Annotated in this window: 29 protein-coding genes; 6 read left to right on the forward strand and 23 right to left on the reverse strand. The window is 63.6% G+C overall.

Going from position 1 to position 26,723, the window contains the following annotated elements; genetic code table 11:
• Window positions 1-35: 35 nt before the first annotated feature.
• Both SPH52_RS18755 and SPH52_RS18760 read left to right on the forward strand, forming a co-directional pair.
• Window positions 36-407, forward strand: coding sequence for a phasin family protein (locus SPH52_RS18755; protein WP_411796579.1), 372 nt, complete (start codon window positions 36-38; stop codon window positions 405-407).
• A gap of 138 nt (window positions 408-545) precedes the next feature.
• On the forward strand, window positions 546-1,091 hold the full coding sequence (locus SPH52_RS18760) for a carboxypeptidase-like regulatory domain-containing protein (protein ID WP_411796580.1): 546 nt from the start codon (window positions 546-548) through the stop codon (window positions 1,089-1,091).
• A gap of 7 nt (window positions 1,092-1,098) precedes the next feature.
• Here the strand turns inward: SPH52_RS18760 and hda are convergent, their stop codons facing one another.
• Window positions 1,099-1,800, reverse strand: coding sequence for a DnaA regulatory inactivator Hda (hda, locus tag SPH52_RS18765; RefSeq protein WP_411796581.1), 702 nt, complete (start codon window positions 1,798-1,800; stop codon window positions 1,099-1,101).
• The gene (locus tag SPH52_RS18770) at window positions 1,797-2,873 is read right to left on the reverse strand and encodes an AI-2E family transporter (RefSeq protein WP_411796582.1); all 1,077 of its coding nucleotides are present in this window, start codon (window positions 2,871-2,873) and stop codon (window positions 1,797-1,799) included. The genes hda and SPH52_RS18770 overlap by 4 nt, the downstream gene beginning before the upstream one ends.
• Before the next feature lie 159 nt (window positions 2,874-3,032).
• On the opposite strand from SPH52_RS18770, the gene purM reads away from it, so the two are divergent.
• Window positions 3,033-4,109 (forward strand): phosphoribosylformylglycinamidine cyclo-ligase, encoded by a 1,077-nt coding sequence (gene purM / locus SPH52_RS18775; RefSeq protein ID WP_411796583.1) that lies wholly within the window; start codon window positions 3,033-3,035, stop codon window positions 4,107-4,109.
• Window positions 4,106-4,831 carry a phosphoribosylglycinamide formyltransferase gene (purN, locus tag SPH52_RS18780; protein WP_411796584.1) on the forward strand — a complete coding sequence of 242 codons (726 nt, stop codon included), beginning with the start codon at window positions 4,106-4,108 and terminating at the stop codon, window positions 4,829-4,831. The genes purM and purN overlap by 4 nt, the downstream gene beginning before the upstream one ends.
• A 4-nt stretch (window positions 4,832-4,835) precedes the next feature.
• Here purN and dcd read toward each other — a convergent pair whose 3' ends face one another.
• The 4 genes from dcd to SPH52_RS18800 all read right to left on the reverse strand — a co-directional run bounded on the left by dcd (window position 4,836) and on the right by SPH52_RS18800 (window position 8,323).
• On the reverse strand, window positions 4,836-5,402 hold the full coding sequence (gene dcd / locus SPH52_RS18785) for a dCTP deaminase (RefSeq protein WP_411796585.1): 567 nt from the start codon (window positions 5,400-5,402) through the stop codon (window positions 4,836-4,838).
• A 126-nt stretch (window positions 5,403-5,528) separates the two neighbouring features.
• A complete protein-coding gene (gene apbC, locus SPH52_RS18790; RefSeq protein ID WP_411796615.1) occupies window positions 5,529-6,332 on the reverse strand; it encodes an iron-sulfur cluster carrier protein ApbC in 804 nt (267 codons plus the stop codon).
• Window positions 6,333-6,493: 161 nt separating this feature from the next.
• On the reverse strand, window positions 6,494-7,567 hold the full coding sequence (locus tag SPH52_RS18795) for a hypothetical protein (protein WP_411796586.1): 1,074 nt from the start codon (window positions 7,565-7,567) through the stop codon (window positions 6,494-6,496).
• Window positions 7,568-7,723: 156 nt separating this feature from the next.
• Entirely contained in the window at window positions 7,724-8,323 is a 600-nt protein-coding gene (locus tag SPH52_RS18800; protein ID WP_411796587.1) for a hypothetical protein, read from the reverse strand.
• Between the two features lie 107 nt (window positions 8,324-8,430).
• Between SPH52_RS18800 and SPH52_RS18805 the strand changes: the two genes are divergently transcribed.
• Together SPH52_RS18805 and SPH52_RS18810 are read left to right on the forward strand one after the other, a co-directional pair.
• A complete protein-coding gene (locus SPH52_RS18805) occupies window positions 8,431-9,507 on the forward strand; it encodes a serine hydrolase domain-containing protein (RefSeq protein ID WP_411796588.1) in 1,077 nt (358 codons plus the stop codon).
• Between the two features lie 311 nt (window positions 9,508-9,818).
• Window positions 9,819-10,742: a YihY/virulence factor BrkB family protein gene (locus SPH52_RS18810; protein WP_411796589.1), complete on the forward strand. Its 924-nt coding sequence runs from the start codon at window positions 9,819-9,821 to the stop codon at window positions 10,740-10,742.
• Window positions 10,743-10,750: 8 nt separating this feature from the next.
• On the opposite strand, the gene SPH52_RS18815 is transcribed toward SPH52_RS18810, so the two are convergent.
• The 17 genes from SPH52_RS18815 to SPH52_RS18895 all read right to left on the reverse strand — a co-directional run bounded on the left by SPH52_RS18815 (window position 10,751) and on the right by SPH52_RS18895 (window position 26,613).
• On the reverse strand, window positions 10,751-10,969 hold the full coding sequence (locus SPH52_RS18815; protein WP_411796590.1) for a lipopolysaccharide assembly protein LapA domain-containing protein: 219 nt from the start codon (window positions 10,967-10,969) through the stop codon (window positions 10,751-10,753).
• A 128-nt stretch (window positions 10,970-11,097) separates the two neighbouring features.
• Window positions 11,098-11,700, reverse strand: a complete 603-nt coding sequence (locus SPH52_RS18820; protein WP_411796591.1) for a HupE/UreJ family protein — start codon at window positions 11,698-11,700, stop codon at window positions 11,098-11,100.
• A gap of 43 nt (window positions 11,701-11,743) precedes the next feature.
• A complete protein-coding gene (gene ureG / locus SPH52_RS18825; protein ID WP_411796592.1) occupies window positions 11,744-12,382 on the reverse strand; it encodes an urease accessory protein UreG in 639 nt (212 codons plus the stop codon).
• Between the two features lie 23 nt (window positions 12,383-12,405).
• Entirely contained in the window at window positions 12,406-13,125 is a 720-nt protein-coding gene (locus SPH52_RS18830; protein WP_411796616.1) for an urease accessory protein UreF, read from the reverse strand.
• Entirely contained in the window at window positions 13,115-13,636 is a 522-nt protein-coding gene (gene ureE / locus SPH52_RS18835; RefSeq protein WP_411796593.1) for an urease accessory protein UreE, read from the reverse strand. Before ureE ends, SPH52_RS18830 begins: the two co-directional genes overlap by 11 nt.
• Window positions 13,637-13,772: 136 nt before the next feature.
• Entirely contained in the window at window positions 13,773-15,506 is a 1,734-nt protein-coding gene (gene ureC, locus SPH52_RS18840) for an urease subunit alpha (protein WP_411796594.1), read from the reverse strand.
• On the reverse strand, window positions 15,503-15,823 hold the full coding sequence (locus SPH52_RS18845; RefSeq protein ID WP_411796595.1) for an urease subunit beta: 321 nt from the start codon (window positions 15,821-15,823) through the stop codon (window positions 15,503-15,505). The genes ureC and SPH52_RS18845 overlap by 4 nt, the downstream gene beginning before the upstream one ends.
• A gap of 56 nt (window positions 15,824-15,879) precedes the next feature.
• Window positions 15,880-16,182 (reverse strand): urease subunit gamma, encoded by a 303-nt coding sequence (locus tag SPH52_RS18850; protein ID WP_181513186.1) that lies wholly within the window; start codon window positions 16,180-16,182, stop codon window positions 15,880-15,882.
• Between the two features lie 17 nt (window positions 16,183-16,199).
• Complete coding sequence (locus SPH52_RS18855; RefSeq protein ID WP_411796596.1) at window positions 16,200-17,093, reverse strand: urease accessory protein UreD; 894 nt, start codon at window positions 17,091-17,093, stop codon at window positions 16,200-16,202.
• 232 nt (window positions 17,094-17,325) lie between these two features.
• A complete protein-coding gene (gene urtE / locus SPH52_RS18860) occupies window positions 17,326-18,024 on the reverse strand; it encodes an urea ABC transporter ATP-binding subunit UrtE (RefSeq protein ID WP_411796597.1) in 699 nt (232 codons plus the stop codon).
• Complete coding sequence (gene urtD, locus SPH52_RS18865; RefSeq protein WP_411796598.1) at window positions 18,024-18,863, reverse strand: urea ABC transporter ATP-binding protein UrtD; 840 nt, start codon at window positions 18,861-18,863, stop codon at window positions 18,024-18,026. Before urtD ends, urtE begins: the two co-directional genes overlap by 1 nt.
• Window positions 18,860-20,002 carry an urea ABC transporter permease subunit UrtC gene (gene urtC / locus SPH52_RS18870; RefSeq protein ID WP_411796599.1) on the reverse strand — a complete coding sequence of 381 codons (1,143 nt, stop codon included), beginning with the start codon at window positions 20,000-20,002 and terminating at the stop codon, window positions 18,860-18,862. Before urtC ends, urtD begins: the two co-directional genes overlap by 4 nt.
• 3 nt (window positions 20,003-20,005) lie before the next feature.
• Window positions 20,006-21,610 carry an urea ABC transporter permease subunit UrtB gene (gene urtB, locus SPH52_RS18875; protein ID WP_411796617.1) on the reverse strand — a complete coding sequence of 535 codons (1,605 nt, stop codon included), beginning with the start codon at window positions 21,608-21,610 and terminating at the stop codon, window positions 20,006-20,008.
• A gap of 172 nt (window positions 21,611-21,782) precedes the next feature.
• Window positions 21,783-23,129 (reverse strand): urea ABC transporter substrate-binding protein, encoded by a 1,347-nt coding sequence (gene urtA / locus SPH52_RS18880; RefSeq protein ID WP_411796618.1) that lies wholly within the window; start codon window positions 23,127-23,129, stop codon window positions 21,783-21,785.
• 363 nt (window positions 23,130-23,492) lie between these two features.
• On the reverse strand, window positions 23,493-24,998 hold the full coding sequence (locus tag SPH52_RS18885; protein ID WP_411796600.1) for a tripartite tricarboxylate transporter permease: 1,506 nt from the start codon (window positions 24,996-24,998) through the stop codon (window positions 23,493-23,495).
• A 17-nt stretch (window positions 24,999-25,015) separates the two neighbouring features.
• A complete protein-coding gene (locus tag SPH52_RS18890) occupies window positions 25,016-25,519 on the reverse strand; it encodes a tripartite tricarboxylate transporter TctB family protein (protein ID WP_411796601.1) in 504 nt (167 codons plus the stop codon).
• Window positions 25,520-25,611: 92 nt separating this feature from the next.
• Window positions 25,612-26,613 (reverse strand): tripartite tricarboxylate transporter substrate binding protein, encoded by a 1,002-nt coding sequence (locus SPH52_RS18895; RefSeq protein WP_411796602.1) that lies wholly within the window; start codon window positions 26,611-26,613, stop codon window positions 25,612-25,614.
• Window positions 26,614-26,723: the final 110 nt, after the last annotated feature.

Below are 26,723 nucleotides of genomic sequence, written 5' to 3' on the forward strand. Positions count from 1 at the left end.
TCGTTCTCTATCGCGAACCCGGAGGTTCACAGGAAATGATGAAGACATTCAGCTTCGATTCCAAACCGTTCGAAGCCATGCTTCTCGGCCCGGCCCGTGCCTATGCCGCCTTGAGCATCGACTATACAGAAAAGCTCCTCGGCGCTCAGTTCGAGTCCGCCAAGGCCTATGCAGACACCAGCCTGGCCCAGGCCCGCGTGCTGCTCGACGTCCGCGATGCCGATGGCCTGCGCAGCTACGTCGAAGGTCAGCAGCAATTTGCCAAGGACATGACCGAGCGGCTCAAAGGCGATGCCGAAAAGGTCGTCTCCCTGAACCAGGATTTCATGCAGCAGAGCCAGAAGCTTGCAGAAAGCAGCCTGAAGCAGGCTCAGCAGGCCACTGCTAGCCAAGCCGCCAAGGCTTGACGCAGCAGCACGACTTAGCGTCTACCGGGGCCCGCCGAATACACTTCGGCGGGCCTTTTCTTTTTTCAGCCTGTCATCGGCCTCTCATCATCGTTTATGCTCGATGCGCACGGGCATGGAGCATGAGGACGCAATTGAATGAAAGCCTGGATACCCCTGGCCCTGCTGGGCCTGTTTCTCACCGGCTGCCAGATGATGGAGCCGGGCCCTCCGCCTGAGCGCATCGAAGTGATCGATGCGACCGAGCCCCGTCCCGATGCGGAAAAGCCTATCGAGCGTCCTGCTCAACCTCCCGGCCGCATCGCGCGCCAGGTGGCGTTTCCAGCTGCCGAGTATGCCGCTTTGCCAAAAAGCGGTACGGCAGCCATTACCGGCAGGCTCAGCCTCAACGGTGCCCCCGGTGCCGGGGAAACGATCTCCGTGGCTCCAGTCACGACCTACTCGGCCGAAGCAGCGGAACACGCACTGGCCGGCCAGGCCGTCGAACCGGCCGACCCACGTGCACGCGAATACACCCATACGACACGCACCGACGGCAATGGAAACTTTACCCTGCAGGGCCTCCCGGCCGGGGAATTCTACGTCTCGGGGAGCGTGGTCAACTCACGCGGACAGCGCCAGGTGATCCTGCGTCAGGTGTCACTGCGCAACGGCCAGCGCATCGAGGTCAACCTGAGCCGCTGACCTGTCATTACCAGCCCAGCGCCTGCTTGACGAAGGGAATGGTCAACTTGCGCTGGGCGGTCAGCGAGGCACGATCGAGTACGGCGAGTTCTTCGAACAGCTCGTCGAGGCGCCGCGGGCCACGATGCAGGATATAGCGCGCCACCTCGTCGGGAAGCTGCATTCCACGTACCCGGGCACGTAGCTGCAAGGCTTGCAGCCGCTCGCCATCGTCGAGCCGCTGCAGATGGAAAGTAACGCCCCAGGTCAAGCGTGACGCCAGGTCAGGCAGCTTTACCGGCAACTGGCGCGGTGCCACGTCGGCCGAGACGACGAGCCGCTTGCCGGCATCGCGCAAGCGATTGAAGGCATGGAAGAGCCCTTCCTCCCAGCGCCGCCGCCCGATGACGCTGTCCACGTCGTCGATGGCAACCAGGTCGAGGCGCTCGACCTCCTCGAGCATCAATGGAGGAAAGTGGCCCAGATCCTGCAATGGCAGATACAGGGCACGCAGGTCGCGATCCGTGGCCGCGTGGCAGGCTGCCTGCAGCAGGTGGCTGCGCCCGCTGCCTTGCGCTCCCCACAGAAAAAGGAACGGCTCACCTTCGGCATCGAGTTGACGCGAGAGGTGATCTACAAGGCTGGCGTTGGTGGCCGGCAGGAAACTGTCGAAGGTGGCATCGTCACGCAGCCCCACCCCCAACGGCAGCTGCGCAGGTGCTCGGCTCATGGTGCATCCTCGTCGCGACGGTCGCGCAGGCTGTCATCGTAAAGACTGCTTCGTTTGTAACGTTCGTTGAGCTCCCGCAAGAGTACCATGATCACCGCCGCGGCCGGCAGCGCCAGCAGCACACCGGTGAAACCGAACAGGTTGCCCCCCGCCAGCACGGCGAAGATGACCGCCACCGGGTGCAAGCCGATACGGTCCCCCAGCAGCTTGGGCTGCAACAGCACGCTCTCGATGATCTGGCCGATGACGAACACGATCACTACTCCCAGCAGCGCCAGCCAGCTGCCGAACTGGAAGAAGGCCACGATCAGCGCCACGCTGATGCCAACAATGAACCCAAGGAACGGCACGATACTGGCAAGCCCCGCCAGCAGGCCGATCAGCAGGCCAAAGCGCACCCCCATCACGGTCAACCCGACAGCATAGATGGCCCCCAACGTCAGCATGACCAGCAGTTGGCCACGCAGGAAAGCCGAAAGCACTTCGTCGCAGCGCAGGCTCAACCTCACCGCATCCGGCTCCAGGCGGCGCGGCACCAGGGCGCGCAGGTTGGACAGCAGCCTTTCCCAATCGAGCAGCAAGTAGAAGGTGACCACCGGGATCAGGGCAAAATAGGTCACCCAGGCCAGGAACGCTGCACCGGAGCGCCCTACCTGTCCCAGGAACTGAGCCAGGTAGCCGCCGGCATCCTGCCAGTGCTGTGCCATCGTCTGCTGCAAGTCATCCAGATCTGCCGCTACGTCCAGCCCTGTCCAACCCCGTATCTGAGGTGCCAGCACCGTCTCGACCCATTCGAAGATGCCTGGGATCAGTTGGCCGAACTGGCGTACCTGTTGGATGAGCAGTGGGATCAGCACCAGCAGCGCCACCACCAGCACCAACGCCAGGATCAGGAAGACACCGCATACCGCCAGCGTACGCGAAAGCCCCAGGCGCTGGAGCCGGTTGGCCAGTGGATCGCTCAGGTACGCCAGGATCATGCCGGCGATGAACGGCATCAACATCGTTTCCAACTGGAATAGCAGCCATACAACGACTACTGCGCCGATCAGGACCCACCATTCTCTACGCATCACACCTCCCTGCGTTATACGTTCACGGCGATGCGAGCCGTGCGTCGTGATGCTACAATTCTGGCCCGATCTTGCCCACTGCTTCGGCCAACAGGCGCCTTACCCGTCTGGCGCCAGCCACCGGACCACTAACCGCGTTTCTTCTGTACAGGACAGGCCATGACCGATTCCACCTCTCCCGACAACGCCAAGGCATCGCTGAGCTACAAGGATGCCGGTGTCGACATCGATGCCGGCAACGCCCTGGTCGACCGCATCAAGGGCGTCGCGAAGCGCACCATGCGCCCCGAGGTGATGGGCGGGCTGGGCGGCTTCGGCGCCCTGTGTCAGCTGCCCTCCGGCTATCGTGAGCCGGTTCTTGTTTCCGGCACCGATGGCGTAGGCACCAAGCTGCGCCTGGCCATGGACCTGGGCCGACATGACACCATCGGCATCGATCTGGTCGCCATGTGCGTCAACGACCTGGTCGTAGCCGGCGCCGAGCCGCTGTTCTTCCTCGACTACTATGCCACGGGCAAGCTCGATGTGGACATTGCCGCCGACGTAGTGGCGGGTATCGGAGAGGGCTGTGAGCGCGCCGGCTGCGCGCTGGTGGGCGGCGAAACCGCCGAAATGCCCGGCATGTACGAAGGCAGCGACTACGATCTGGCGGGCTTCTGCGTTGGCGTAGTGGAGAAGTCCGAGATCCTCGACGGCAGCAAGGTCGGTGAAGGCGATGTGCTGCTGGGTATCGCCTCCAGCGGAGCACACTCCAACGGTTATTCGCTGATACGCAAGATTCTCGAGGTCAGCGGCGCATCGCTGGACATTGCCATCGACGGTCAGCCGCTTGGCGACGCCCTGCTCTCCCCCACGCGCATCTACGTCAAGCCGCTGCTGTCATTGATCAAGGAGAGCGGCGTGCCGGTGCATGCCCTGTCGCACATCACCGGAGGTGGCCTGCTGGAGAACGTGCCCCGGGTACTGCCGGAAACCCTCGCCGCCCGCATCGACGTGAAGAGCTGGACTCGCCCTGCGCTGTTCGACTGGCTGCAGGAGCAAGGCAACGTGGCGGAACAGGAGATGTACCGCGTGCTCAACTGCGGCATCGGCATGGTCGTGGTCGTGCCCGCCGACAAGGCCGACCAGGCCCGCGCGCATCTGCAAGCCCTGGGCGAGACGGTCTATCGCATCGGCTCAATCGTCGCGCGCGGCGAGGGCGAGGAAGCGGTACAGTTGGAGAACCTCGAGGCATGAGCGAGAGCTACGCGGATACTCTCAACGACCTGACGCCTGAACCCACCGGCGCGCGTCGGGTCGTGGTATTGATCTCCGGCAATGGCAGCAACCTGCAGGCACTGATCGACGAACAGACCCATGACAGGCTGGGCGGAGAGATCGTCGCGGTGGTCTCCAACGTGGCGGACGCCTACGGCCTGCAGCGGGCTCGCGATGCCGGTATCGATGCCGTGGTCCTGCCCCATGGCGAATATGAGAGCCGCGACGCCTACGACGCCGCACTGATCAAGGTGATCGATCGCCACGAGCCCGACCTGGTGGTGCTGGCCGGTTTCATGCGCATCCTCAGCTCGCGCTTCGTGCAGCGCTTCCATGGCCGCATGCTCAACATCCACCCTTCACTGCTGCCCGCCTATCGCGGCCTGAACACCCACGCCAAGGCACTTGCCGATGGCGTGGCCGAACACGGCTGCAGCGTGCACTTCGTCACCGAAGAGCTCGACGGTGGCCCGGTGGCCATCCAGGCCGTGGTGAAGGTGAGCGAGGGCGAGACCGAAGCCAGCCTCAAGGAGAAGGTGCACGCCCGCGAGCACCTGATCTACCCCATCGCGGTGAAGTGGTTCCTCGAGGGGCGCCTGCGCCTCGAGGACGAGACCGCCCTGCTCGACGGCACCCCGCTACCGCCCGAGGGCCTACGCCTCTCCCACGCCGACGCCGCCGAAGAGCTCGACGAAGAGTAGAGAGTCAGGTGCGGGGCAGAGTCACTCCCCTCTGCCCCATATACTTGCCGCCGCGATCCTTGTAGGAAACCTCACACACCTCGTCCGACTCCAGAAACAGCATCTGCGCCACGCCCTCGTTGGCGTAGATCTTGGCCGGCAGGTTGGTAGTGTTGGAGAACTCCAGCGTCACATGCCCTTCCCACTCCGGCTCGAGCGGCGTCACGTTGACGATGATGCCGCAGCGAGCGTAGGTCGACTTGCCTAGGCAGATGGTCAGCACGCTGCGCGGAATACGGAAGTACTCCACGGTACGCGCCAGGGCGAAGGAGTTGGGCGGAATGATGCAGACATCGCCCTTGATGTCGACGAAGCTCTTCTCGTCGAAGGCCTTGGGGTCGACCACCGCGGAATGGATGTTGGTGAACACCTTGAACTCGTCGGCACAGCGTACGTCGTAGCCATAGCTGGAGGTGCCGAAGGAGATCACCCGCTGATCGTTCACGTAACGCACCTGATCGGCTTCGAAAGGTTCGATCATGCCTTCTCGCTCGGCCATGCGGCGGATCCAACTGTCGGGCTTGATGCTCATGGGACGTCCTGAATGAGTTGTGCCGAAGAATTAACCAGGCTAGACCTAGCCCAGGGCCGCTATCATAGCGGCCCTGGCATCAGGCGTCACGAGCCTGCGCTAAACGGGCCAGCAGGCCCAAGGGAATCAATCGCTGAACGAGATGCTGGGCCCTTCGTCTGCCGACTTGCCCTTGAGTGTCTCGGCAATCTGCCGCGCCATGTCGCGAAAGGTTCCGGTCACCTCCCCCTCCGGTTCGGCAACCACCGTGGGCCGTCCACCGTCCACCTGCTCGCGGATCGACAGGGCCAACGGCAGCCTGCCCAGCACGCGCGTATCGTATTCACCGGCGATACGCTCGCCACCGCCTTCCCCGAAGATCGGCTCGGCATGGCCGCAGTTGGAGCATACGTGCAGGCTCATGTTCTCCACCACGCCCAGTACCGGAACGTTGACCTTGCGGAACATCTCGATCCCCTTGCGGGCGTCCAGTAGCGCAATGTCCTGCGGCGTGGTGACGATCACGGCCCCATCCACCGGCACCTTCTGCGCCAAGGTCAACTGGATGTCGCCGGTGCCCGGCGGCATGTCGATGAACAGCACGTCGAGATCCTTCCATGCCGTCTGGGTCAGCAACTGCTGAAAGGCGCCGGCTACCATCGGGCCGCGCCACACCATGGGCTCCCGAGTGTCGACCATGAAGGCCATGGACATGGCCTGTACGCCATGCACTTCCAGCGGCCTGAACTTGTTCTCGCCGGCCTGCTGGGGCCGCACGCCTTCAGCCACACCCAGCATTTGGGCCTGGCTGGGGCCATGAATATCGGCATCGAGGATACCCACCCGATAGCCTTCGGCCACCATGGCCAGCGCCAGATTGACGGTAACGGTGGACTTGCCCACCCCACCCTTGCCGGATGCCACCGCCACGATATGCTTGACCCCTTCGATCACGACCGACTCCTTGTTTGATGACGTGTGCAACGAGTGCCTCTTCGTCTGTCTGGACAGTATAACGCGCCGACGCCAACGCCTGGCATGGCTCTCACGAACATGGCCTGAAACGACCTGCGGCGAGCCGTAGCCCGCCGCAGCGCTCTTATCCTACGCGATCAGTTACTTTCGGCATCGACAGCTTCCCCCTCCTCCTGAGCTTGCCCTTGCTGATCCTGCTGTTGGCCCTGCCCGGCTGACTCAGTGCGCAGTTCGAGCTCGGACAACGCATCGCGCCACTGTGCCAGCTGCGCCTCGACCTGCTCGAGTTGCTGCTGGCGACGTTCGACCAAGGCTTCGGTTTCCTCGATCTCGCTGCGGCCCGACTCGATATCCTGAGCCAGTTCATCGCGCTCCTCACGAATCGACTCGAGCTCGGACGTGGCAGCGTCACGCTCATCGCGAATCTCGCCGACTTCGCTTTCGACCTCGCTACGCCAGGTCTCAAGTGCTTCGATATCGTTCTCCAACGCTTCGAGGCTCTGCTGCCGCTCTTCTATTGCCTCGTTGAGAGCCGCGAGTCGTTGTTCGGCACTCTCGGCCTCTTCACGCATCCGTTCCAGCTCATTGGTAATCTGCTCGAGTTCGGCCTCGGCCTGTTGCCGCGCCTCTTCCGCTTGCTGGCGCTCGTCTTCGGCGGCCTGACGCGCCGCTTCTACCTCCTGACGGGCATTTTCCGCATCCTGGCGTGCCGATTCGGCATCATCACGCGCCTGATTCACGGCCTGATAGTCATCGCGCAGCGCTGTGAGGGTCTCTTCCATCTCGGACTGTTCGCCGCGATGGGCCTCCAGCTCGCTCTGCAGCGCTGACTGCTGCTCCTGCAACCCTGCAAGACGAGACTCCGTATTGGACGCCTCGGCCTCGAGCCGCTCGATCTCGTCGCGGACAGCCTGGCGCTCCTCGGACATGGCAGCCTCTACCGACTGTCGCTCTTCTTCGAGTTCGGCCAGCCGTGACTGCTGCGCCTCGATATCTTCTCCGGCCTGATTGCGCTCGTTGAGTTCCGCGACCAGTTGCTGATGCTCTCCCTCCAGTGCCGCCAATTGCTCTTCGAGCGCTTCACTGCGTTCTCGATGATCGCTGGCACTGTTATGCGCAAAGATCGCCCAGATGATGGCGAGCACGGCCACGGCTACCAAGGCCATGACGCGCTTCTCCTTGTACAGTGGGCTCTCGGGTGTCTCCGACATGGGCTAGACCCTCCTGATGGTCCATATGAGCCGCCGCCTCAGGGCGCCAGCCACGCACCGCTCCTTCCTCAGCATACATAGCCATATCCATAGGTGAAAGGAAGCGTCTGCGGATAGCTCAGCCACACACCCCATGACGAGCGGCGAGCACCCGGCTCAACGCGACGCAACTCGCCAATTGGAAAACCAGGGCGAACCATCGACTTCGACATCCAGTGCGTGCAACCAACGCGCAACGACCAGGTTCGATTGATGGGCGGCCGAGTACCGCCGCGGATAAGGAACGAACTCCAGCCCGAACTCTTCACTTGGCACCGGCTCGCCGGCGGCTCGCTCGAAGTGCCCATCGAGCCGCTGTCGCAAGGCCTGAACGCGCCCCGCCTCGGCTTGAAGCGGGTAGACATCGGTCAACCCCTCCGGCGCCAGTCGATGAAACTGTGCGGGCGAGTCTATCTCCGGATACACGCCTCGCCCCAACCCGGCGGCGGTAGGCCACAGCATGGCCGCGGCTCCAGCCGGTAGGTGGCGTCGCCCCTCGACGTACCAACGCCACTCGCCATAGCTGTAGCGCACCATGCCGCCTTCCTCACGCGGCAGTACCAGGCTGGCATGGCGACCATGGTCGAGCAGGTAGATATCGACAGGCTCCGTGAGCGAATGAGGCGCGGGCGGCACCACACGGCCGACACAAGCGGTCAGCAGCAGGACACACAATCCAGCCCCCAGCCAGCGTAGCAGGTAAAGTCGATGTTCCATGTCTACCTCCCGATACGTATGGGTACGGATAAGCCTGTCACGCTCGGAACCTCCGGCAGTATGCGATTCTCGAATAGAAGAATGGAATGACAGGAGAGAAGACAGGCATGTCGAATATCCTAGCTGCCCTTGCACGCCACCTTAACCATCGCTGGCTTCCACTATGGCTCTCTTTTCTGCTGCCGGCGCTGTGCCTGCTGCTGATCGGCTCGCCATCGCAACAAGCCCTGGCGCAACAAGACGCGCGGGACGGTGTGAGCGAGCAAGCCCTGGCGAGTCTGGCAGACGAAGCGGAAGCCATCTCACGTCTGCATGCCATCCTAGTCGCCGAACGGGGTGAGATCGTCCTAGAGCACCGGATAGGTGGCCCCGATACCAACCAGCCGGTCAACATCAAGTCGCTGTCCAAGACCGTACTGGCAGCCTTGGTCGGCGCGGCCATCGAGGCCAACCTGATCGAAGGCGTCGACCAGCCGATCGTGGAACTGCTCGGTCCACGGGTACCTGCCCAGGCCGATCCTCGCATCGACGAAATCACTGTCGAACATCTGCTGACGCTACAGGCAGGGCTCGAGCGCACCTCGGGCAACAACTACGGAGCCTGGGTCGCCAGCAGCGACTGGGTGGCCGATGTGCTGAACCGACCGTTCGTTGCCCGACCCGGCGGCGAGATGCTCTACTCCACCGGCAGCTCCCACTTGCTGTCGGCCGCCCTTACCGAGGCAAGTGGTGAAAGCACCCTGGCGCTGGCCCGGCGCCTGCTCGGCGAGCCGCTCGACATCGCCATCCCATCCTGGCCTCAGGACCCGCAAGGCATCTACTTCGGCGGTAACGACATGGCTCTGTCACCCAGAGCCCTGATACAGATAGGTGAACTCTACCGCCATGGCGGCACGATCGATGGTGTCCGGTTGCTGCCCAAAGGATGGGTCGAGGCGTCCTGGCAGCCACACGGCACCTCGCGCTGGACGGGCGACAGCTACGGGTACGGCTGGTTCATCACGACACTGGCGGGAGAAGATGTCTACTACGGGCGCGGTTTTGGCGGGCAGGGGCTCTACGTGATCCCGTCGCGCGCACTTACCATCGCCATCACAGCCGATCCGACGCCAAACTCGGACGGCAGCCGTTTCAATCAGGAACAGCTGCATGGCCTGGTGGAGCGACTGCTCGCAGGAAGCTGACGTCACATCACGACCGACGAGAACGCCGGCCATGACGTCGGGTCATCCACCCGGTCCTAGCGCAGCCCAAGCATGGACAGGATGAACAGCACCACTACGATCAGGCCGATAATATAGATGATATTGCGCATACAGCTCTCCTTGCTGCCCAGTTCAGGATGGTCGACATGGCGGCTCTCTGGCCACCGTCAGCCCCCAGTGTAGCGGACCTGAGGAAAGCATCCAGCCAAGTGGTAGGCTTGTTGCCACTGCCCAGCACGAATACCTTAACCAGCAGGATCCTGAAACCGGTACAGGGAGCGACCCACACCATGCCACGAGCCCCTAGGTCGCAGCGCGTCATGTTCGTCCTGATACCACGAGCTGGCGCCTTTCTGTGGCGAGTCCTGGCTGCCTTCCTGCGCAATCGAGGCATCCTGCTGGCCGGTGGCGTCGGCTACAACATCCTGCTCTCCATCGTGCCCCTCTTCGCCCTGCTTGCCGTGCTGCTGACCCAGGTCGTCGACGAGGCAGTGTTGCTGGAGGTGCTCAGCGTGCAGGTCGTCCACCTGGCTCCCGCCCATGCCGAGGGCCTGATGGAGGCTGTGCGCACCCTGCTGGCTTCGCGCGACGTGATTGGGTTATTCGGCATCCTGGTATTGCTGGTGTTCAGCTCCTTCGCCTTCCGCATGCTGGAAGATGCGCTGGCCATCATCTTCCATACGCCGGAGGTGCACCCCAAGCGCAGCGTCTGGGTCTCGGTGCTGCTGCCCTACCTGTTCATGCTGGTACTGGGAGCCGGACTGGCCGCGCTCACCCTGATGGTGGCCCTGGCCGAGGCGATCGGCACCCTGTGGCAAGTGGTGGCCGGGCGCGACATGCCGCTGGCAGGTCTCTCTGACCCCCTGCTCAACCTGTTCAGTTTCCTGGGCGTATTTATGCTCTTCAGCGCCATCTACAAGGTGCTGCCGGTAGTCAGGATAGCGCTGAAAAGAGCGATAGTGGGCGGTTTCATCGCGGCGCTGCTGTGGGAGGGCGTACGCTTTCTGCTGATGTTCTACTTTCTCAACGTCTCCCTGGTCAACGTGGTCTACGGCTCACTGGCCACCATCATCGTGGTGCTGCTGACACTGGAGGTCGGTGCCATGATCCTGCTGCTCGGCGCCCAAGTGATCGCCGAGCTCGAATACAACGCCCGACGTGGCCTGCCGTGGTATGTCGACCCCCGACGTGAGGCCGTCACCCATGTGGATTGATACACGTCTCAATGGCGTGAGCGACGCGTGCGCAGGCGACTCAGCAGGTGAAATAGAGACTTACCACTGACCATGCCCAGCACGTAGATCACCAGCAGCAGCAGTGCCAATGGCATGCGTGCGCCCCAAGCCAGGAACCGCACCTCGACCAGAACGATGTTCTGCACGAAAAGAACCGCGACCAGCAGTGTAATGAGGATCTTTATCGCCAGCAGTAGCGTATCCATGTGCCCTCCTTACCCGAATCGGTTCCCTTCAAGCTGGGTGGAGGCACGCTTCCTGTCAACTTTGCTAATACGCCATCGCCAGACATTACGCCCGGCTGAGCCGGGCGTGACATAGGGCGCAAGGTGGCTCAACCGAACGCGAACAGTGCACCGGCAGCGGCGATCGCCACGCCCAGTGCCCGCAGGATGCGATTTTCACGCGCCATGAGGAACGTACCCGCCGAACGGCCCGCGTAGGTAATGGCCAGGGTCGCCAGGGTGAAGCCGGCCAGATAGGCCAGCATCGACGCCCCGTGAGGCATCTCGCTAGCGTGGGCATGGCCGTGGAAGAGCATGAACAGTACCACTACACAGGCACCGATAGCGGCAGGTACCTTGACCAGCGCGGCGATCAGCACCCCAGCCAGCAGCACCGACATGGCGATGCCGAACTCCACGCCAGGAAGCGCAAACCCGGCCCAGGCCAGCCCCGCCCCCAGCAACATACCGCCAGCAGCCAGCAACGGCGCGGCAAGGCTGAAGGCGCGACTCTGGCGCAGGCTCCACAAACCCACTGCCAGCATGGCGAGCAAGTGGTCGAGTCCCAGCAGCGGATGGGCCAGGCCGGCGGCAAAACCGCCACCATGGGCATGATCGTGCCCCGGGTGCGCCACGGCCAGACCGGCGCAGAGCAGCAGCGCCGGCACTGCCAGCAGGGCTAGCCGAGAAGGATTGGAACAAGACGTTTTCATGATGGCGATCTCCTTGCCGATTACGAGAGTGAATTGAAGAGGATTAGGCGCTGGCCGGCTGGACCTGGGGCCGGCGCTCCGGCAGCATGCCGCGGTCGAGGATGAACTGAATGATCGTCTCAAGGCCCACCCCGTCGTAGAGGTTGGTGAATACGAACGGACGCTCGCCGCGCATCTTCTTCGAGTCGCGCTCCATCACTTCCAGCGAGGCGTGTACCTGCTCGGCGATGTCGATCTTGTTGATGATCAACAGGTCCGACTTGGTGATGCCCGGCCCGCCCTTGCGCGGGATCTTGTCGCCGGCGGAAACGTCGATCACGTAGAGCGTCAGGTCGGAAAGTTCGGGGCTGAAGGTGGCCGACAGGTTGTCGCCACCCGACTCCACCAGTACCAGTTCGAGGTTCGGATGCCGCTCCTGCAGCTCGTCGATGGCGGCCAGGTTCATCGAGGCATCCTCGCGGATCGCCGTGTGCGGGCAGCCTCCGGTCTCCACGCCGAGGATGCGATCGGCAGGCAGCGCCTCGTGGCGCAACAGGAAGTCGGCGTCCTCACGGGTATAGATATCGTTGGTGACCACGGCGATGTCGTAATAGTCGCGCAGCGCCAGGCAGAGCTGCTTGAGCAGGGCCGTCTTGCCGGAGCCCACCGGGCCGCCGACGCCGACGCGTAGGCAATGTGTCATGTCGTTCTCCTGGTTATTGAGCACTAACTGCGAAATAGCCGTGAATACTGGGTTTCGTGCAGCGCACTGGCCAAGGCCAGACCGGGCAGCGCCGGGCCGAGCTCATCGTCACCGAATTCGAGCGCTTCGTCCACCGCGACCACCAGCGCCGGGCGCAGCCGCTCGACCAAGCGCTGGGCGGCGGTATGCCCCAGCGGCAGCGCCTTGCAGGCCACCGCCAGTTGGTTCTCCAGCCAGGCCCAGGCGAAACCGAGCATGGCCTGACGCGGGGCCACGCCACGCACTTGCGCGGCCCAGGCGAAGGCGGTCACATAGCCCGACCCCGCGGGCAGAGCAAGCGCCGCGCTCGGGTGATCTGTGGGCAGAAGCCCAAGGCTGCCCAGCAGCCGGGCCAGCGAGGCGCCCAGACGCGAGTCCTCCGCAGCCAGCTCGGCGGTCTCGCGATTGGCGGCAAGCCAGCAGTCCCAATGGGCTATCGCCTCACCGTCTTCTGCCGCCCAGGCCTGCTGCAGGCGCGCCAGAACAGGCAGCTCGCAGCGGGTCAGTCCATCGGCGAGTACGCCTTCCAGCCACTCACCAAGGCTCGCCTCATCGTTCACCCAGCCCAGCTCGAAGGCGCTTTCCAGCCCTTGGGAGAAGGCGAAAGCACCGATCGGCAGTGCCGGGCTGACCAGCTGCAGCAAGCCCAGCAGCGCCAGGTCGTCGCCTTGCGCTATCCCTGATGGGGACGCCTCAGTGGGCATGGCTGTGGCCATGTCCATGATGGTGACTGTGCCCATGACCGTGGTCGTGGTCGTGTGCATGGGAGTGGCCGAGCTGGTTGTACGCGCCCGGTTCGGGGTCGAACGGTGCCTCGTGTCGCTCCAGGCCCGCCCCCAGCAGCTCGGCCAGCTCTTCCAGTACATGGTCCGGCGGGAAGCGTACGTAACCTCCCTGCCCGTCTTCGCCCAGCGCCAGTTGCACGTGCCGGTTGCCCAGGTGATAGGCGAGCCGTGCCAGCGGCAGGCCGATGGCCACGCGCGCCGTGACGACAGGTTCGATGGCCGCCTTGATCCGCACGATCTCGCCGCTCTCGGCACGTAGCCCCTCGCCGTCGCGCAGCACAGGTCCGCGGTCGAGGAACAGGCCCAGCTCGCGGCCGGCGTCGCTCATTGCCTTCAGCCTGCCGCGAATACGCAGCTCATAGGGCAGCGTCAGGATATCGGTGGCCTGGCCCGCCTCGATGGGCCCCAGGCGTTCAATCAGTTTCAGCATCGGTATGGCCTCTTCGCTGGCCGCCAGCCTTGCCCTCGCTCAACGCCACGTGACCGAAACCCTGCCCCCCTCGGGCGGACTCCTGCGGTCACGCGCGGTTTCGCGATGACAAGCTGGCTTGGCGATGTAGTCATGGTCAAAACAGGTGGTAGCGCTGCGCCAATGGCAGCTCTGTGGCCGGCTCGCAGGTCAGCAGCTCGCCATCGCAGCGCACCTCGTAGGTCTGCGGGTCGACGCTGAGCTCGGGACAGGCGTCGTTGAGCTTCATGTCGCCCTTGCGCACCCCGCGCACGTTCTTGCACGCCGCCAGCGCGCTGGCGAGCCCCAGCCGCTCCTTGATGCCGGCGTCCAGTGCCGCCTGGCTGACGAAGGTCAGCCGCGTCTGGCTGGCAGCACGGCCGAAGGCACCGAACATATAGCGGTAGTGCACCGGTTGCGGCGTGGGGATCGAGGCGTTGGGATCCCCCATGGGGGCCGCCGCAATCATGCCTGCCTTGAGGATCAGCGCCGGCTTGACGCCGAAGAAGGCCGGGCTCCACAGCACCAGGTCGGCCAGCTTGCCCACCTCGATGGAGCCCACCTCATGGCTGATGCCGTGGGTGATCGCCGGGTTGATGGTGTACTTGGCAATGTAGCGCCGCGCACGGAAGTTATCGGCGCCCAGCGCCTCGTCCTCCGGCAGCAGGCCGCGCTGCACCTTCATCTTGTGAGCGGTCTGCCAGGTGCGACACACCACTTCCCCGACACGGCCCATGGCCTGGGAGTCCGAGGCGATCATCGAGATCACGCCCAGGTCCTGCAGGATGTCCTCGGCGGCGATGGTCTCGCGGCGAATGCGCGAGTCGGCGAAGGCCACATCCTCGGGAATGTTCGGGTCGAGGTGATGGCACACCATCAGCATGTCGAGATGCTCGTCTATGGTGTTGACCGTATAGGGCCGCGTCGGGTTGGTCGACGACGGCAGCACGTAGGGCTTGGAGCAGGCGATGAGGATATCCGGCGCATGGCCGCCCCCGGCGCCCTCAGTGTGATAGGTGTGGATGCCGCGCTCCTTGAAGGCGGCCAGGGTATCCTCGACGAAACCCGACTCGTTGAGGGTGTCGGTATGGATGGCGATCTGCACGTCGTAGCGCTCGGCCACGCTCAGGCAATTGTCGATGGAAGCGGGCGTGGTGCCCCAGTCCTCATGCAGCTTCAGGCCCATGGCGCCGGCCTCGAGCTGTGCCTCCAAGGCTTCGGGCAGGCTGGCGTTGCCCTTGCCGAGAAAGCCGATGTTCATCGGCAGGTCGTCCACCGCCTGCAGCATCTTGCCGAGATGCCAAGCGCCCGGCGTGCAGGTGGTGGCGTTGCTGCCGGTGGCCGGCCCCGTGCCACCGCCTAGCATGGTGGTGATGCCGCTCATCAGCGCCTCCTCTACCTGCTGGGGGCAGATGAAGTGGATGTGCGCGTCGATGCCGCCCGCGGTAAGGATCTTGCCCTCGCCGGCGATCACTTCGGTACCGGGGCCGATGACGATATCCACGTCGGGCTGTGTGTCCGGATTGCCCGCCTTGCCGATGGCGGCAATACGGCCGGCCTGGATGCCGATGTCCGCCTTGACGATGCCCCACCAGTCGAGGATCAGGGCGTTGGTGATCACAGTATCCATTACCGTATCGTCGAGGCGCTGGCTCTGGCCCATGCCGTCGCGAATCACCTTGCCGCCGCCGAACTTGACCTCGTCACCGTAGTGGGTGGCGTCGCGCTCCACTTCGATCCACAGCTCGGTATCGCCCAGGCGCACCCGGTCACCCACGGTCGGGCCGTACATATCGGCATAGGCCTGCCGGCTGATGCTATTTGAAGAGCTATCAGAAGAGCCGGTACTCATGCCTCACCTCCATCCAGCTTGCCCATCACTTCACCGCGAAAGCCGTAGATATGGCGCGTGCCGGCAAAGGGAATCAGCGTAACCTCACGGGTCTGGCCGGGCTCGAAGCGAATCGCCGTACCCGCCGCCACGTCCAGGCGAAAACCTCGTGCCTTGGCACGGTCGAAGACGAGGGCCGGATTGGTTTCGGCAAAGTGGTAGTGGGAGCCGACCTGGATGGGCCGATCACCGGTATTGGCGACCTCGACGGAGATCCGCTCGCGCCCGGCGCAGAGTTCTATCTCGCCGTCCTTCAATTGATACTCACCGGGAATCATCAGTTTCTTCCCTCTTCGCTTAGGGCCAACACGGCATGGCCGAGTGCAGCCAATTTTTAGACGATGGGAGTGTGCACGGTCACCAGCTTCGTGCCATCCGGAAACGTGGCCTCTACCTGCACTTCGTGCACCATTTCGGCCACGCCCTCCATTACATCGTCGCGGCCGAGGATCTCGCGACCGTAGCTCATCAGGTCGGCCACGCTGCGGCCATCGCGAGCCCCTTCCATGATCTCGAAACTGATCAGCGCCACGGCCTCGGGATAGTTGAGCTTGAGGCCGCGAGCCCGGCGCCGCTCGGCCAACTGAGCGGCGGAGAACAGCAGCAGCTTGTCCTTGTCTCTGGGTGTCAGTTCCATGCGAATCTCCTGGTCAGTCAGGTGAACCAGATACGGGGTGGATGAGCAGGCACGCCGATCAGTAATGGCCGGAGGCAAGTCCAGGCCTGCCGGCATATTTCCCAAGCCTCGTTACGTTCATGCCCCAGATAGCGCAGCAGCAGCACGCCATGACGCACGGTCACAGCCCAGCGCTGGCTCGCTGTAATCGCCTCGCGTAACCTCTCGATGGCGCCAGCCTCGTCGGCCAGCCCCACCGCCCACAGCGTGGCCTGCACGCTGGCCCCGCCCTGCCCCCAGCGCCCCGAGAAACGCGGATGCGCGGGATCGAGCGGCTGGCGTTCCAGCCACAGCGGTTTACCGTCGCGGAACAGTTGGAAGCGCTGCTCGATACGGCCCGAAATGTAAGGCAGGTGGCTGGCCGGGCGGCCCAGGGCCAGTACTTCCCAGCCCAGGCAGCGCGCATCCGACTCGAGCTCGATACACGTTTCCTGAACGCCTCGTGAGCCATCGAAAGCGATGGTTTCCTGGGGCAGCCACTCCAGTACCGCACCTGGTGCCACCTTTAGCTGAGTCAGTTGGGACCAGGCCACACCGTGGCTGTCGGCGCGATAGAGCTTGTTGGCGGCGGGAGTGGTCAGCAATGCATGGGCGCACGGCTCGACCCGGGCCGCGATGCTCAACGCATCACCGCTGACCAGACCGCCAGGTGGATGCAGCAGATAAACGTGACAGGCCCCCTCATACCCTTCCGGATAAAAAGGCCGTTGCACACGCAGCGGGCCGCGGTGGCTCGCCTTTACCATGCGCGTGACCCGGTCACGGAAGCCAAAACCGAGCTCCAGCGAGGCCGCCCAGTGGCGCTCGGCATCGAAGCGATGACCGGAGTCCGCCGAAGGCTCAGCGAAGGTGGATGTCTCGAAAGCGGTCATGGGCGTCCTGGCATGGCGTGTCTACCCAGCTTTGAGCAAGGCCCGTACCAGAATGGTGAATGCTTTGAACATCCATTAGAAAACAAGATATTAAAGGAACAACGGCAGGCCGAACGAGGGGCCTGCCGTTTATTCTTGGTGCAGACGAGGCGCCGCCCTCGCTCCTTGTGGGTGCACGCGACCTCATCGCACACCATTCTGGTGCAAAAAGAGGTGCACCTGCGCCACACACCTACACCGTCAGGTGCTGCTTGATCAGCGTATCGGTCAGCTCGGCGATCTTGCCCCCGGCCACCGGACGGCCGCGGTCCATGATCGCAAAGCGATCGGCATACTTGCGGGCAAAGGGCAGCTTTTGTTCCACAAGCAGAACCGTCAGGCCATCCTCGGCTATGAGTTTGCGGATCACTTCGCCAATCAGGGTGACGATGTTGGGCTGGATGCCCTCTCCCGGCTCGTCGAGGATCAGCAGCCGCGGCTCGAGTACCAGCGCGCGGCCAATCGCCAACTGCTGCTGCTGGCCGCCGGAAAGGTCGCCGCCGCGGCGATGCTTCATCTCAGCGAGAACGGGGAAGAGTTCATAGATCCGCTCCGGGATGGTGCGCCGGCCATCACCGCGGGCGGCCAGCCCAGTACGCAGGTTCTCCTCCACGGTGAGCAGCGGAAAGATCTGGCGCCCTTGGGGCACGTAGCCGATGCCCAGCCGCGAGCGATCCTCTACCCTCCGCCTGGTCAATTCCACATCATCGGCGTAGCGAATACTGCCGGAGTGCACTACCACCTCGCCCATGATCGCCTTCATCAGCGTGGTCTTGCCCACACCGTTGCGCCCCATCACGCAGGTACACTGCCCCGCCGGCACGCTGAGATCGAGATCCCAAAGGGTGTGGCTCTCGCCGTAATACTGGTTGAGCTTGTCGACCGCGAGCATCAGACCGTCTCCTCCTCGGCTTCGGCCCCCAGATAGACCTCGACCACCCGCGGGTCGCTGGCCACCTGATCCATGCTGCCTTCCGCCAGCACACTGCCCTGATGCAGCACCGTCACCTTGCGTGCAATGGAGCGCACGAAGCCCATGTCATGCTCCACCACCACCACCGATTGCTTGCCGGCAAGCCCGGTAAGCAGTTCGGCGGTGCGCTCCATCTCCTGCTCGGTCATGCCCGCCACCGGCTCGTCCACCAGCAGCAGCCGTGGCCTCTGCATCAGCAGCATGCCGATCTCCAGCCACTGCTTCTGGCCGTGGGAGAGAATACCCGCGGGGCGCTGGTGTAGTTCGCTCAGGGCGATGGTCATCAGCACCTCATCGATACGCTCGCGTATCTCGCCGCTCATACGCGCCGTCAGCGTAGGCAGGATACGCTTGTCGGCAGCCATCGCCAGTTCCAGGTTCTCGAACACCGTCAGTGCCTCGAACACCGTGGGCTTCTGGAACTTGCGGCCGATGCCCAGGCTGGCGATCTCTGGCTCGTTCATGCTCAGCAGGTCGTGACGACTGCCGAACCACACCTTGCCGGTGTCGGGCCGGGTCTTGCCGGTGATGATGTCCATCATGGTGGTCTTGCCGGCGCCGTTGGGCCCGATGATGCAGCGCAGCTCCCCGTCGTCGATGGTCAGGTTGAGGTCGTTGATCGCCTTGAAGCCATCGAAGCTGACCGTGACGTCCTCGAGGTAGAGGATCGGCCCGTGGCGCACATCGACAGGCGACGCCGCCGGCACAAGGAAATCGAAGACCCGGTCGCGATGCGCCAGGGAACGCAGAATACTCATGCTGTCGCCTCCTTGCCTGAGAGTGAGGCCTCATCGTCGCGCCGACGTCTCAGCCGCAATGCCAGGAGTCCTGCCACACCCTTGGGCAGGAACACCGTGACCAGCACGAAGAGCCCGCCCAGGGCGAACAGCCAGGCATCCGGCATGACGCCGGTGAACACCGTCTTGGCGTAGTTGACCAGGATCGCGCCGATCACCGCACCGTAGAGCGTCGCCCGGCCGCCGAGCGCCACCCACAGCACGATCTCGATGGAGAACAGCGGCGAGAACTCGCTGGGGTTGATGATGCCGACCTGAGGCACGTAGAGCGCCCCGGCCAGACCCGCCAGCATGGCCGATACCACGAACACGAACAGTTGGAAACGTTCGACCCGGTAGCCGAGGAATCGCGTGCGTGCCTCGGCGTCGCGGGTCGCCACGCATACCCGACCCAGCTTGCTCGTCACGATCGCCCGACACAGCACGTAGCCCAGCGCCAGCGCCATTCCGGTGACCAGGAACAGCCCCAGCCGGGTATCGCTGCTGCGCAGGTTGAAGCCGAGGATCTCACGGAAATCGGTCAGGCCATTGTTGCCGCCGAAGCCCATCTCGTTGCGGAAGAATGCCAGCATCAGGGCAAAGGTGAGCGCCTGGGTAATGATCGAGAGATACACCCCGGTGACCCGTGAACGGAACGCCAGGAAGCCGAACACCAGCGCCAGCGCTCCCGGCACCAGCAGTACCATCAGAAAGGCGAACCAAGCCATGTCGAAACCGAGCCAGTACCACGGCAGGCTGTCCCAGTTGAGGAAGACCATGAAGTCGGGCAGCACCGGATGGCCATAGACGCCACGGTCGCCGATCTGGCGCATCAGGTACATGCCCATGGCATAGCCGCCCAGGGCGAAGAAGGCGCCGTGGCCGAGGCTGAGGATACCGAGATAGCCCCACACCAGGTCCACCGCCACCGCCAGCAAGGCGTAGCTCAGGTACTTGCCGAACAAGTTAACGGTATAAGCGCTGACATAGAGCGGATGCCCAGGCGGCACCGCCACATGCAGCAGCGTCACCAGGGCCATGGCTGCCAGCAGCACGCCGAGGAAGATCAGTGTCGAGCGCTCACCGAACGGCCGCAGCAGCCAGAATCGAGAAGAATCCATGGATCAGCCCTCCGCCGCCCGGCCCTTCTGCGGGAAGAGTCCGCGGGGGCGCTTCTGAATGAACAGGATGATGAATACCAGCACGATGATCTTGGCCATCACGGCACCGGCCCAGGGCTCCAGCACCTGGTTGATCACGCCCAGCGAAAGCCCGGCTACCAAGGTGCCCCACAAGTTCCCTACCCCGCCGAACACCACCACCATGAAGGAGTCGATGATGTAGTTCTGCCCCAGGTTGGGGCCCACGTTGGTGAGCTGGGACAGTGCCACCCCAGCAAGCCCAGCCACCCCGGAGCCCAGGGCGAAGGTCAGGATGTCGACCCGCGTGGCGCGGATACCCATGGAGCGCGCCATGGCGCGGTTCTGGGTCACCGCCCGCACCTCGAGGCCGAGCCGTGTTCGGCGCATGATCAGCATCAGCGCGGCGAAGACCACCAGGGCGAAGCCGAGTACCACCATACGATTGAGCGTGAGAGACAGCGCGTCGTTGATGGCGATCGAACCGCTCATCCACTCCGGCGTGATCACGGTGCGGTTGAGCGGCGAGATCACGGTGCGTACCAGCTGCTGCAGAATCAAGCTGATACCGAAGGTGGCCAGCAATGTCTCCAGCGGACGACCCTTGAGGAACTGGATGACGCCACGCTCGATGGCGATACCCGCCAATGCCGCCACCATGAAACCGGCGGGAATCGCCAGGATCAGTGCTAGCCCCGGCTGGCCGGGCAACAGTTGCTGCATGGCCCAGGTGGTATAGGCGCCGAGCATGATCAGCTCGCCGTGGGCCATGTTGATCACGCCCATCACGCCAAAGGTAATGGCCAGGCCGATGGCCGCCAGCACCAGCACCGAGCCCAGAGACAGGCCGAAGTAGAGCGTCTCCACGGCACGGTTGACCTTGAGCATCTGCTCGACGCTGTTCAACGCCTCGCGGGCAGCGTCGGCCACGATCGGATCGTCACCATTCATGGCACGGTTGAGGGCCACTCGCACGCGGGGATGCAAGCTGCCGCGCAGGTCGGCTATCGCCTCGAGCTCACCTTGCTCCAGGCGATGAATGGCCAGGGCTTGAACCAGGCGATCACGCACTCGTGCATCCGGTTCTTCTTCGATCACCTCGGCCAGGGGTCCCGCCAGGTCGCCATCCACTTCACCCAGCAGCCTCTCGGCAGAAGCGCGGCGCAGCCCGATGTCGGCGGCATAGAGATCTACCACGGCGATGGCGCTGCGTAGCTGGTTGCGCAGTGAATTATTGATGCCGATGCGGTCCAGGTCTCGGCGCGACATCTCGCCCAGTGCCTCGCCCGTCAGCGCATCCTCAACCGGCCACTCACGGCCCGAATTATCAAGCACCACCACGAAGTTGCCTTCGCCGGTACGCTGCAGGCGCCCGTCGAGCAACGCCTGCAGCCAATCGCGGGCGCGAGGGTCGTCACTGCGCACGATCGCCTCGATGGCTTCACCCTTGGCGGGAAAGGACGACACGTCCAGTGCTTCGAGCAGCGCCATTGCCGCAGTATCGTCGCTGGGTGTCTCTGCCTCTTGTGCGGTAGCGGGAGTGGCCAGCGTGAGGCCGAGCGCCAGCATCAGGGCGAGAACCAGAACCATCAGCCACGCGCCTATCGTCGTGGGCGCGCGGTCATCATTGGGGGCAGCGCTGCCGGCCCTCACCCTGGCCGCCGCTGGCCCGGGCACGGGGGGATATCTCATCGGAGCGTTCCTCGAAATCGGTAGAGAAGGCGTGCTCCCCCGCCGCCACCTGGCAGCGGGGGATGAGGGCTTACTCGGCCAGTGCTGCTTCGGCCTCTTCCGCAGCGGTGCTGCCACCGCAACGGCCGGTGGCCACGTTGAAGTTGCCGCACTCCATGGGCTTGCGCCAATCGGCAATCAGGTCACGCGAGCCGGGCAGATAGTCGGACCAGGCATCGCCGGCCACGGTGGAAGGCGTCTGCCACACGATGTCGAACTGGCCGTTGTCCTGCACCTCACCGATCAGCACCGGCTTGGTGATGTGGTGGTTGGGCATCATCGCCGCATAGCCACCGCTCAGGTTGGGTACGGTCACGCCGATGATGGCATCCTTGACCGCATCGACATCGGTGGTACCGGCCTTGCGCACCGCCTCGGCCCACATGTTGAAGCCGATGTAGTGCGCTTCCATGGGGTCGTTGGTCACTGCTTCTTCGTCGCCGGTATAGTCGATCCAGGCGTCGATGAAGTCGTAGTTGGCGTCGGTGTCGACACTCATGAAGTAGTTCCACGCGGCGAGGTGACCGACCAGCGGACCGGTATCGATACCGGAGAGCTCCTGCTCGCCCACTGAGAAGGCGATGACCGGGATGTCGGCGGCATCGATGCCCTGGTTGGCCAGCTCGCGGTAGAACGGCACGTTGGCGTCACCGTTGATGGTCGAGACCACCGCCGTCTTCTTACCTTCGCTGCCGAAGCGGCGCACCTCCGCGACGATGTTCTGCCAGTCCGAGTGACCGAAGGGCGTGTAGTTGATCAGGATGTCGTCGTCGGCGACGCCATGCTCCTCCTTGAGGAAGGCTTCGAGGATACGGTTGGTGGTGCGCGGATAGACGTAGTCGGTGCCGAGCAGCGCGAAACGCTCCACGCCTACCTCGTTGATCAGGTACTCCACCGCCGGGATCGCCTGCTGGTTGGGGGCAGCCCCGGTGTAGAAGACGTTTTCGGAAGACTCCTCGCCCTCGTACTGCACCGGATAGAACAACAGCCCGTTGAGCTCTTCGAATACCGGCAGCACCGCCTTGCGAGAAACCGAGGTCCAGTTGCCGAACACCACATCCACCTCATGCTGCTCGAGCAGCTCGCGGGCTCGCTCGGCGAACAGCGGCCAGTTGGAGGCCGGGTCCACGACCACCGCCTCGAGCTGGCGGCCCAGCAGCCCACCCTGCTCATTCTGCTGCTCGATCAGCATTTCGACGGTGTCTTTCAGGGTCGACTCGCTGATGGCCATGGTGCCGGACAGGGAATGCAGGATACCCACCTTGATGGGGTCTTCCTGGGCCAGCGCTTGACTGGCGGCGCCAAGGGCTACCGCTGACAGCAGCGCGACGGCCCCGCAGCGAAGCGGTGAAGACAGGGAACGAAGGGGGAAAGGCATGATGCGACGGGATGCGTTCACTCGAACCTCCTTGCGCCCTCCTGCAGGAGGGACTTGTTGTGAAGTTCATGCACGACCGATATTGGCCGCGCAGCACTAGGCTCCCTGTCTTTGCAAAGCTTGCGCCATCATGCGGCGAAATCCGAAGAACTCTTTATATACAATCCATTACGTTAAAATTACGTTCGCAATATCGGTCCTGACGCACTGCTGTCGTGCAAGCGAAAAGCAAACCTTGCGCCGTAAAAGACCGCCTGCACCACCAGCTCGCACCACGTAGGTGCGCCCTGCCGTAACCACAAACGCGAGCGGGGGCGTCGATCGCTCGACGCCCCCGCAAACTGGGTGGATTGAAGGAGAGGTTCAGCCGCGCTGCTTGGCCAGTCCACGCTTGGTCAGCATGCGCTTGGCGAACGGCAGCAGCAGTGACAGCGCTGCGATGATCAACAGCCACATGGAAATCGGCTTGTCGATGAAGATCGACCAATCGCCGCCGGAGATCTGCAAGGCACGGCGCATGGACTCCTCCATGATCGCTCCCAGGATCAGCGCCAGGATCAGCGGCGCCGTGGGGAAGCCGAACAGTCGCATGCCAAGCCCCAGCAGGCCGAAACCGAGCAGCAGCATCAGGTCGAAGATGCTGAAGCTCATGCCGTAGACCCCCACCATGCAGAAGATCAGGATCAGCGCGAGCAGCATTGGGCGCGGCATGTCCAGGATCTTGGCGATCAGCGGAATCAGCGGCAGGTTGAGCACCAGCAAGAAGATGTTGCCGATGTACATACTGGCGATTACGCCCCAGAACACGTCCGGGCGCTGTTCAAGCATCATCGGGCCCGGTGACACGCCCATGATCAGCAGCGCTCCAAGCAGCACCGCGGTGGTGCCCGAGCCCGGCACGCCAAGCGTCAACAGCGGCACGAAGGAGCCGGTACAGGCGGCATTGTTGGCCGCTTCCGGCGCTGCCACCCCCTTGATATTACCCTTGCCGAAGGTGTCGCCGTCCTTCGCCAGGCGCTTCTCCATGCTGTAGCCGAGGAACGAACCGATGGTCGCACCGGCCCCCGGCAGTACACCGGTAAAGAACCCCAGCAGCGAACTACGCGCGATGGGCGGAGCAATCTCGCGCACCTCCTGCCTGGTGAGCTTGAGCGAGCCGATGGCACGGCGCGCAGGTTCCTTGCCACCACCGCCACGCAGCAGAATGTAGAAGACCTCGGCCAAAGCGAAGATACCCAACGCCACCACCAGGAAGTCGATACCGTCGAGCAGGTGGGCGGAACCGAAGGTGTAGCGCTCGGTACCGGTCTGCAGGTCGATACCCATGATCGATATCATCACCCCGAGCACGGCGGCAATCAGGCCCTTGACCAGTGACTTGTCGGAAAGCGACACCACGGCCGTCAGGCCCAGCACCATCAGCGAGAAGTATTCGGCCGGGCCGAAGCTCACCGCCACCTTGCCCAGCAGCGGAGCCACCATCATCAGGAACACGATGGAGATGGTGCCACCGATGAAGGAAGCGTAGGCAGCGATGGCCAGCGCCTTGCCCGCCATGCCCTGCTTAGCCATCGGATAGCCGTCGAAGGAAGTGGCTACGGTACCTGCCACGCCGGGTGCATTGAGCAGGATCGACGAGGTGGAGCCACCGAAGATGGCACCGTAGTAGACCCCAGCCATCAGGATCAACCCCGAGGAGGGCTCCATGGCGAAGGTGATCGGGATCATCAGTGCCAGGGCACTGATCGGCCCGAGACCGGGCAGCATGCCGATGATGGTACCGGCAAATACACCGAAGAAGACGTAGGCGATGTTCATCGGCTCGAGCGCGATGCCGAAGCCGTACATCAAATTGTTCAAGGACTCCATGGCGATCTCCGGGCCAGTCAGATTGGCAGCAGGCCGGTGGGCAGATAGACGCCCATGGCACGGGTTAAGGTCAGGTACAGGGTCAGCACCACACCCAGCGCAACCGCCAGGTTGATGGCATGGCGCTTATAGCCGTAGTACCAGCTCAAGCCGAAACCAAGCCCGGTGGAGGCCAGCACGAAGCCAAGAGGCACCAGCAGGAAGGCATAGGCGACGATGGCCATCGACGTCACGACGACACGTGACCAGGGGCGCAGCATAAGAGGCTGGCCTTCACTCTCCAGGGACGGTTCCGCCGCGGCATCGGCAGCGTCGTCATCGCTGACTGCCGCCGCCGGGCGCTCGAAGAACAGCAAGGCGGCCAGTCCCAGCAGAGTGAAACCCAGCACCTTGGGGAAGAGATCGGAGTCCACCGGGCGTGGCAGCGGGAACGAAGGAATCTGCCATGCCATCCACAGATAGACGACAGCGAATAGGGCCAGAATCGCAGCCAGCCACTGGTTGGTATTGAATCGTGTCATGGGGAAGACCTCGAGCCGAGCGGCTAAGGTGTTGCCGGATGAGCCGGCAAGGGCTCCGTTGCAGAGCTCTTGCCGGCGACCTTGCGTGCGTTTTACTGGCCGAGCAGTCCGAGATCGTTCAGCACTTCGCGGAACTGCTCCTGCTGCTCGTCGAGGAAAGTACCGAACTCCTCGCTGTTCTGGTAGGCGTCGATCCAGCCGAGCTGATCGCGGGCTTGCTCCCAGCCGTCGGTCTCGAGCATCTGGGCGAACAGATCCTCGTAATAGGCCACGGCCTCTTCCGGCATGTCCGGTGCGCCCATCACGCCGCGCCAGATATCGAAGGTGTAGTCGATGCCCTGCTCCTGGTAGGTGGGCACATCGGCCAGGACACCGCCCATGCGCTCTGGGGCGGAAACGCCCAGGGCGCGGACCTGGCTGCCCTCACCGAGCTGGCCGGAGGCTTCGCCGGCACCGGTGATGACTGCCTCGACATGGCCGCCCATCAGGCTGGTCATGGCCTCACCGCCACCGGAGAACGGTACGTAGTTGACTTCCGATGCATTCAGCCCGGCCGCCGACGCCAGGCCGGCGACAGAGATGTGGTCCATGGAGCCGGGGGCACTGCCACCGCCGATGCTGAGGTTGGGCCTCTCCTCGATGGCGGCGAAGAGTTCGTTGAGATCGCTGTAGGGCGAGTCGTCGCGTACCAGCACGATGGAGTAATCGGTGATCAGGCGCGCGATCGGCGTGAAGTCGGTGTGATCGTGGCGCGAAGTACCCGCCAGCGGCACCAGGATGATCGGCGGACTGGTGGCGAACAGCTTGTGCGGGTTGCCGCTGTCGCGAGCGATCTGCGCCCAGGCCACGGCACCGCCGCCTCCCGGCACGTTGATGGCGGCGAAGTTCTGGTCGGCAAGGCCCTCTTCCTGAAGCACGCGGGAAGTGGTGCGCACCAGGGTATCCCAACCGCCGCCCGGGTTGGCCGGGGCGATGAACTCGATGGAACGGCTCGGCGTCCAATCATCGGCCTGGGCAAGGGTGGCAAAACCGGCCGCAGCGGCCAGAGGCAGGGCAAGCAGCGTCAGGCGCTTGGCGGGAAACTTGGCAGTCATGGCGTTCTCCAACTTGCGGTTAATTATTATGCGAGTCGCCCTCAGGCGTACGTCAGGAACGTTAGAGGCACGGCAAGGGTCAGACAAGCTTCTGAACATAAAAGACAAAT

Source organism: Halomonas sp. A29, from assembly GCF_046723295.1.
Lineage (GTDB): Bacteria > Pseudomonadota > Gammaproteobacteria > Pseudomonadales > Halomonadaceae > Halomonas.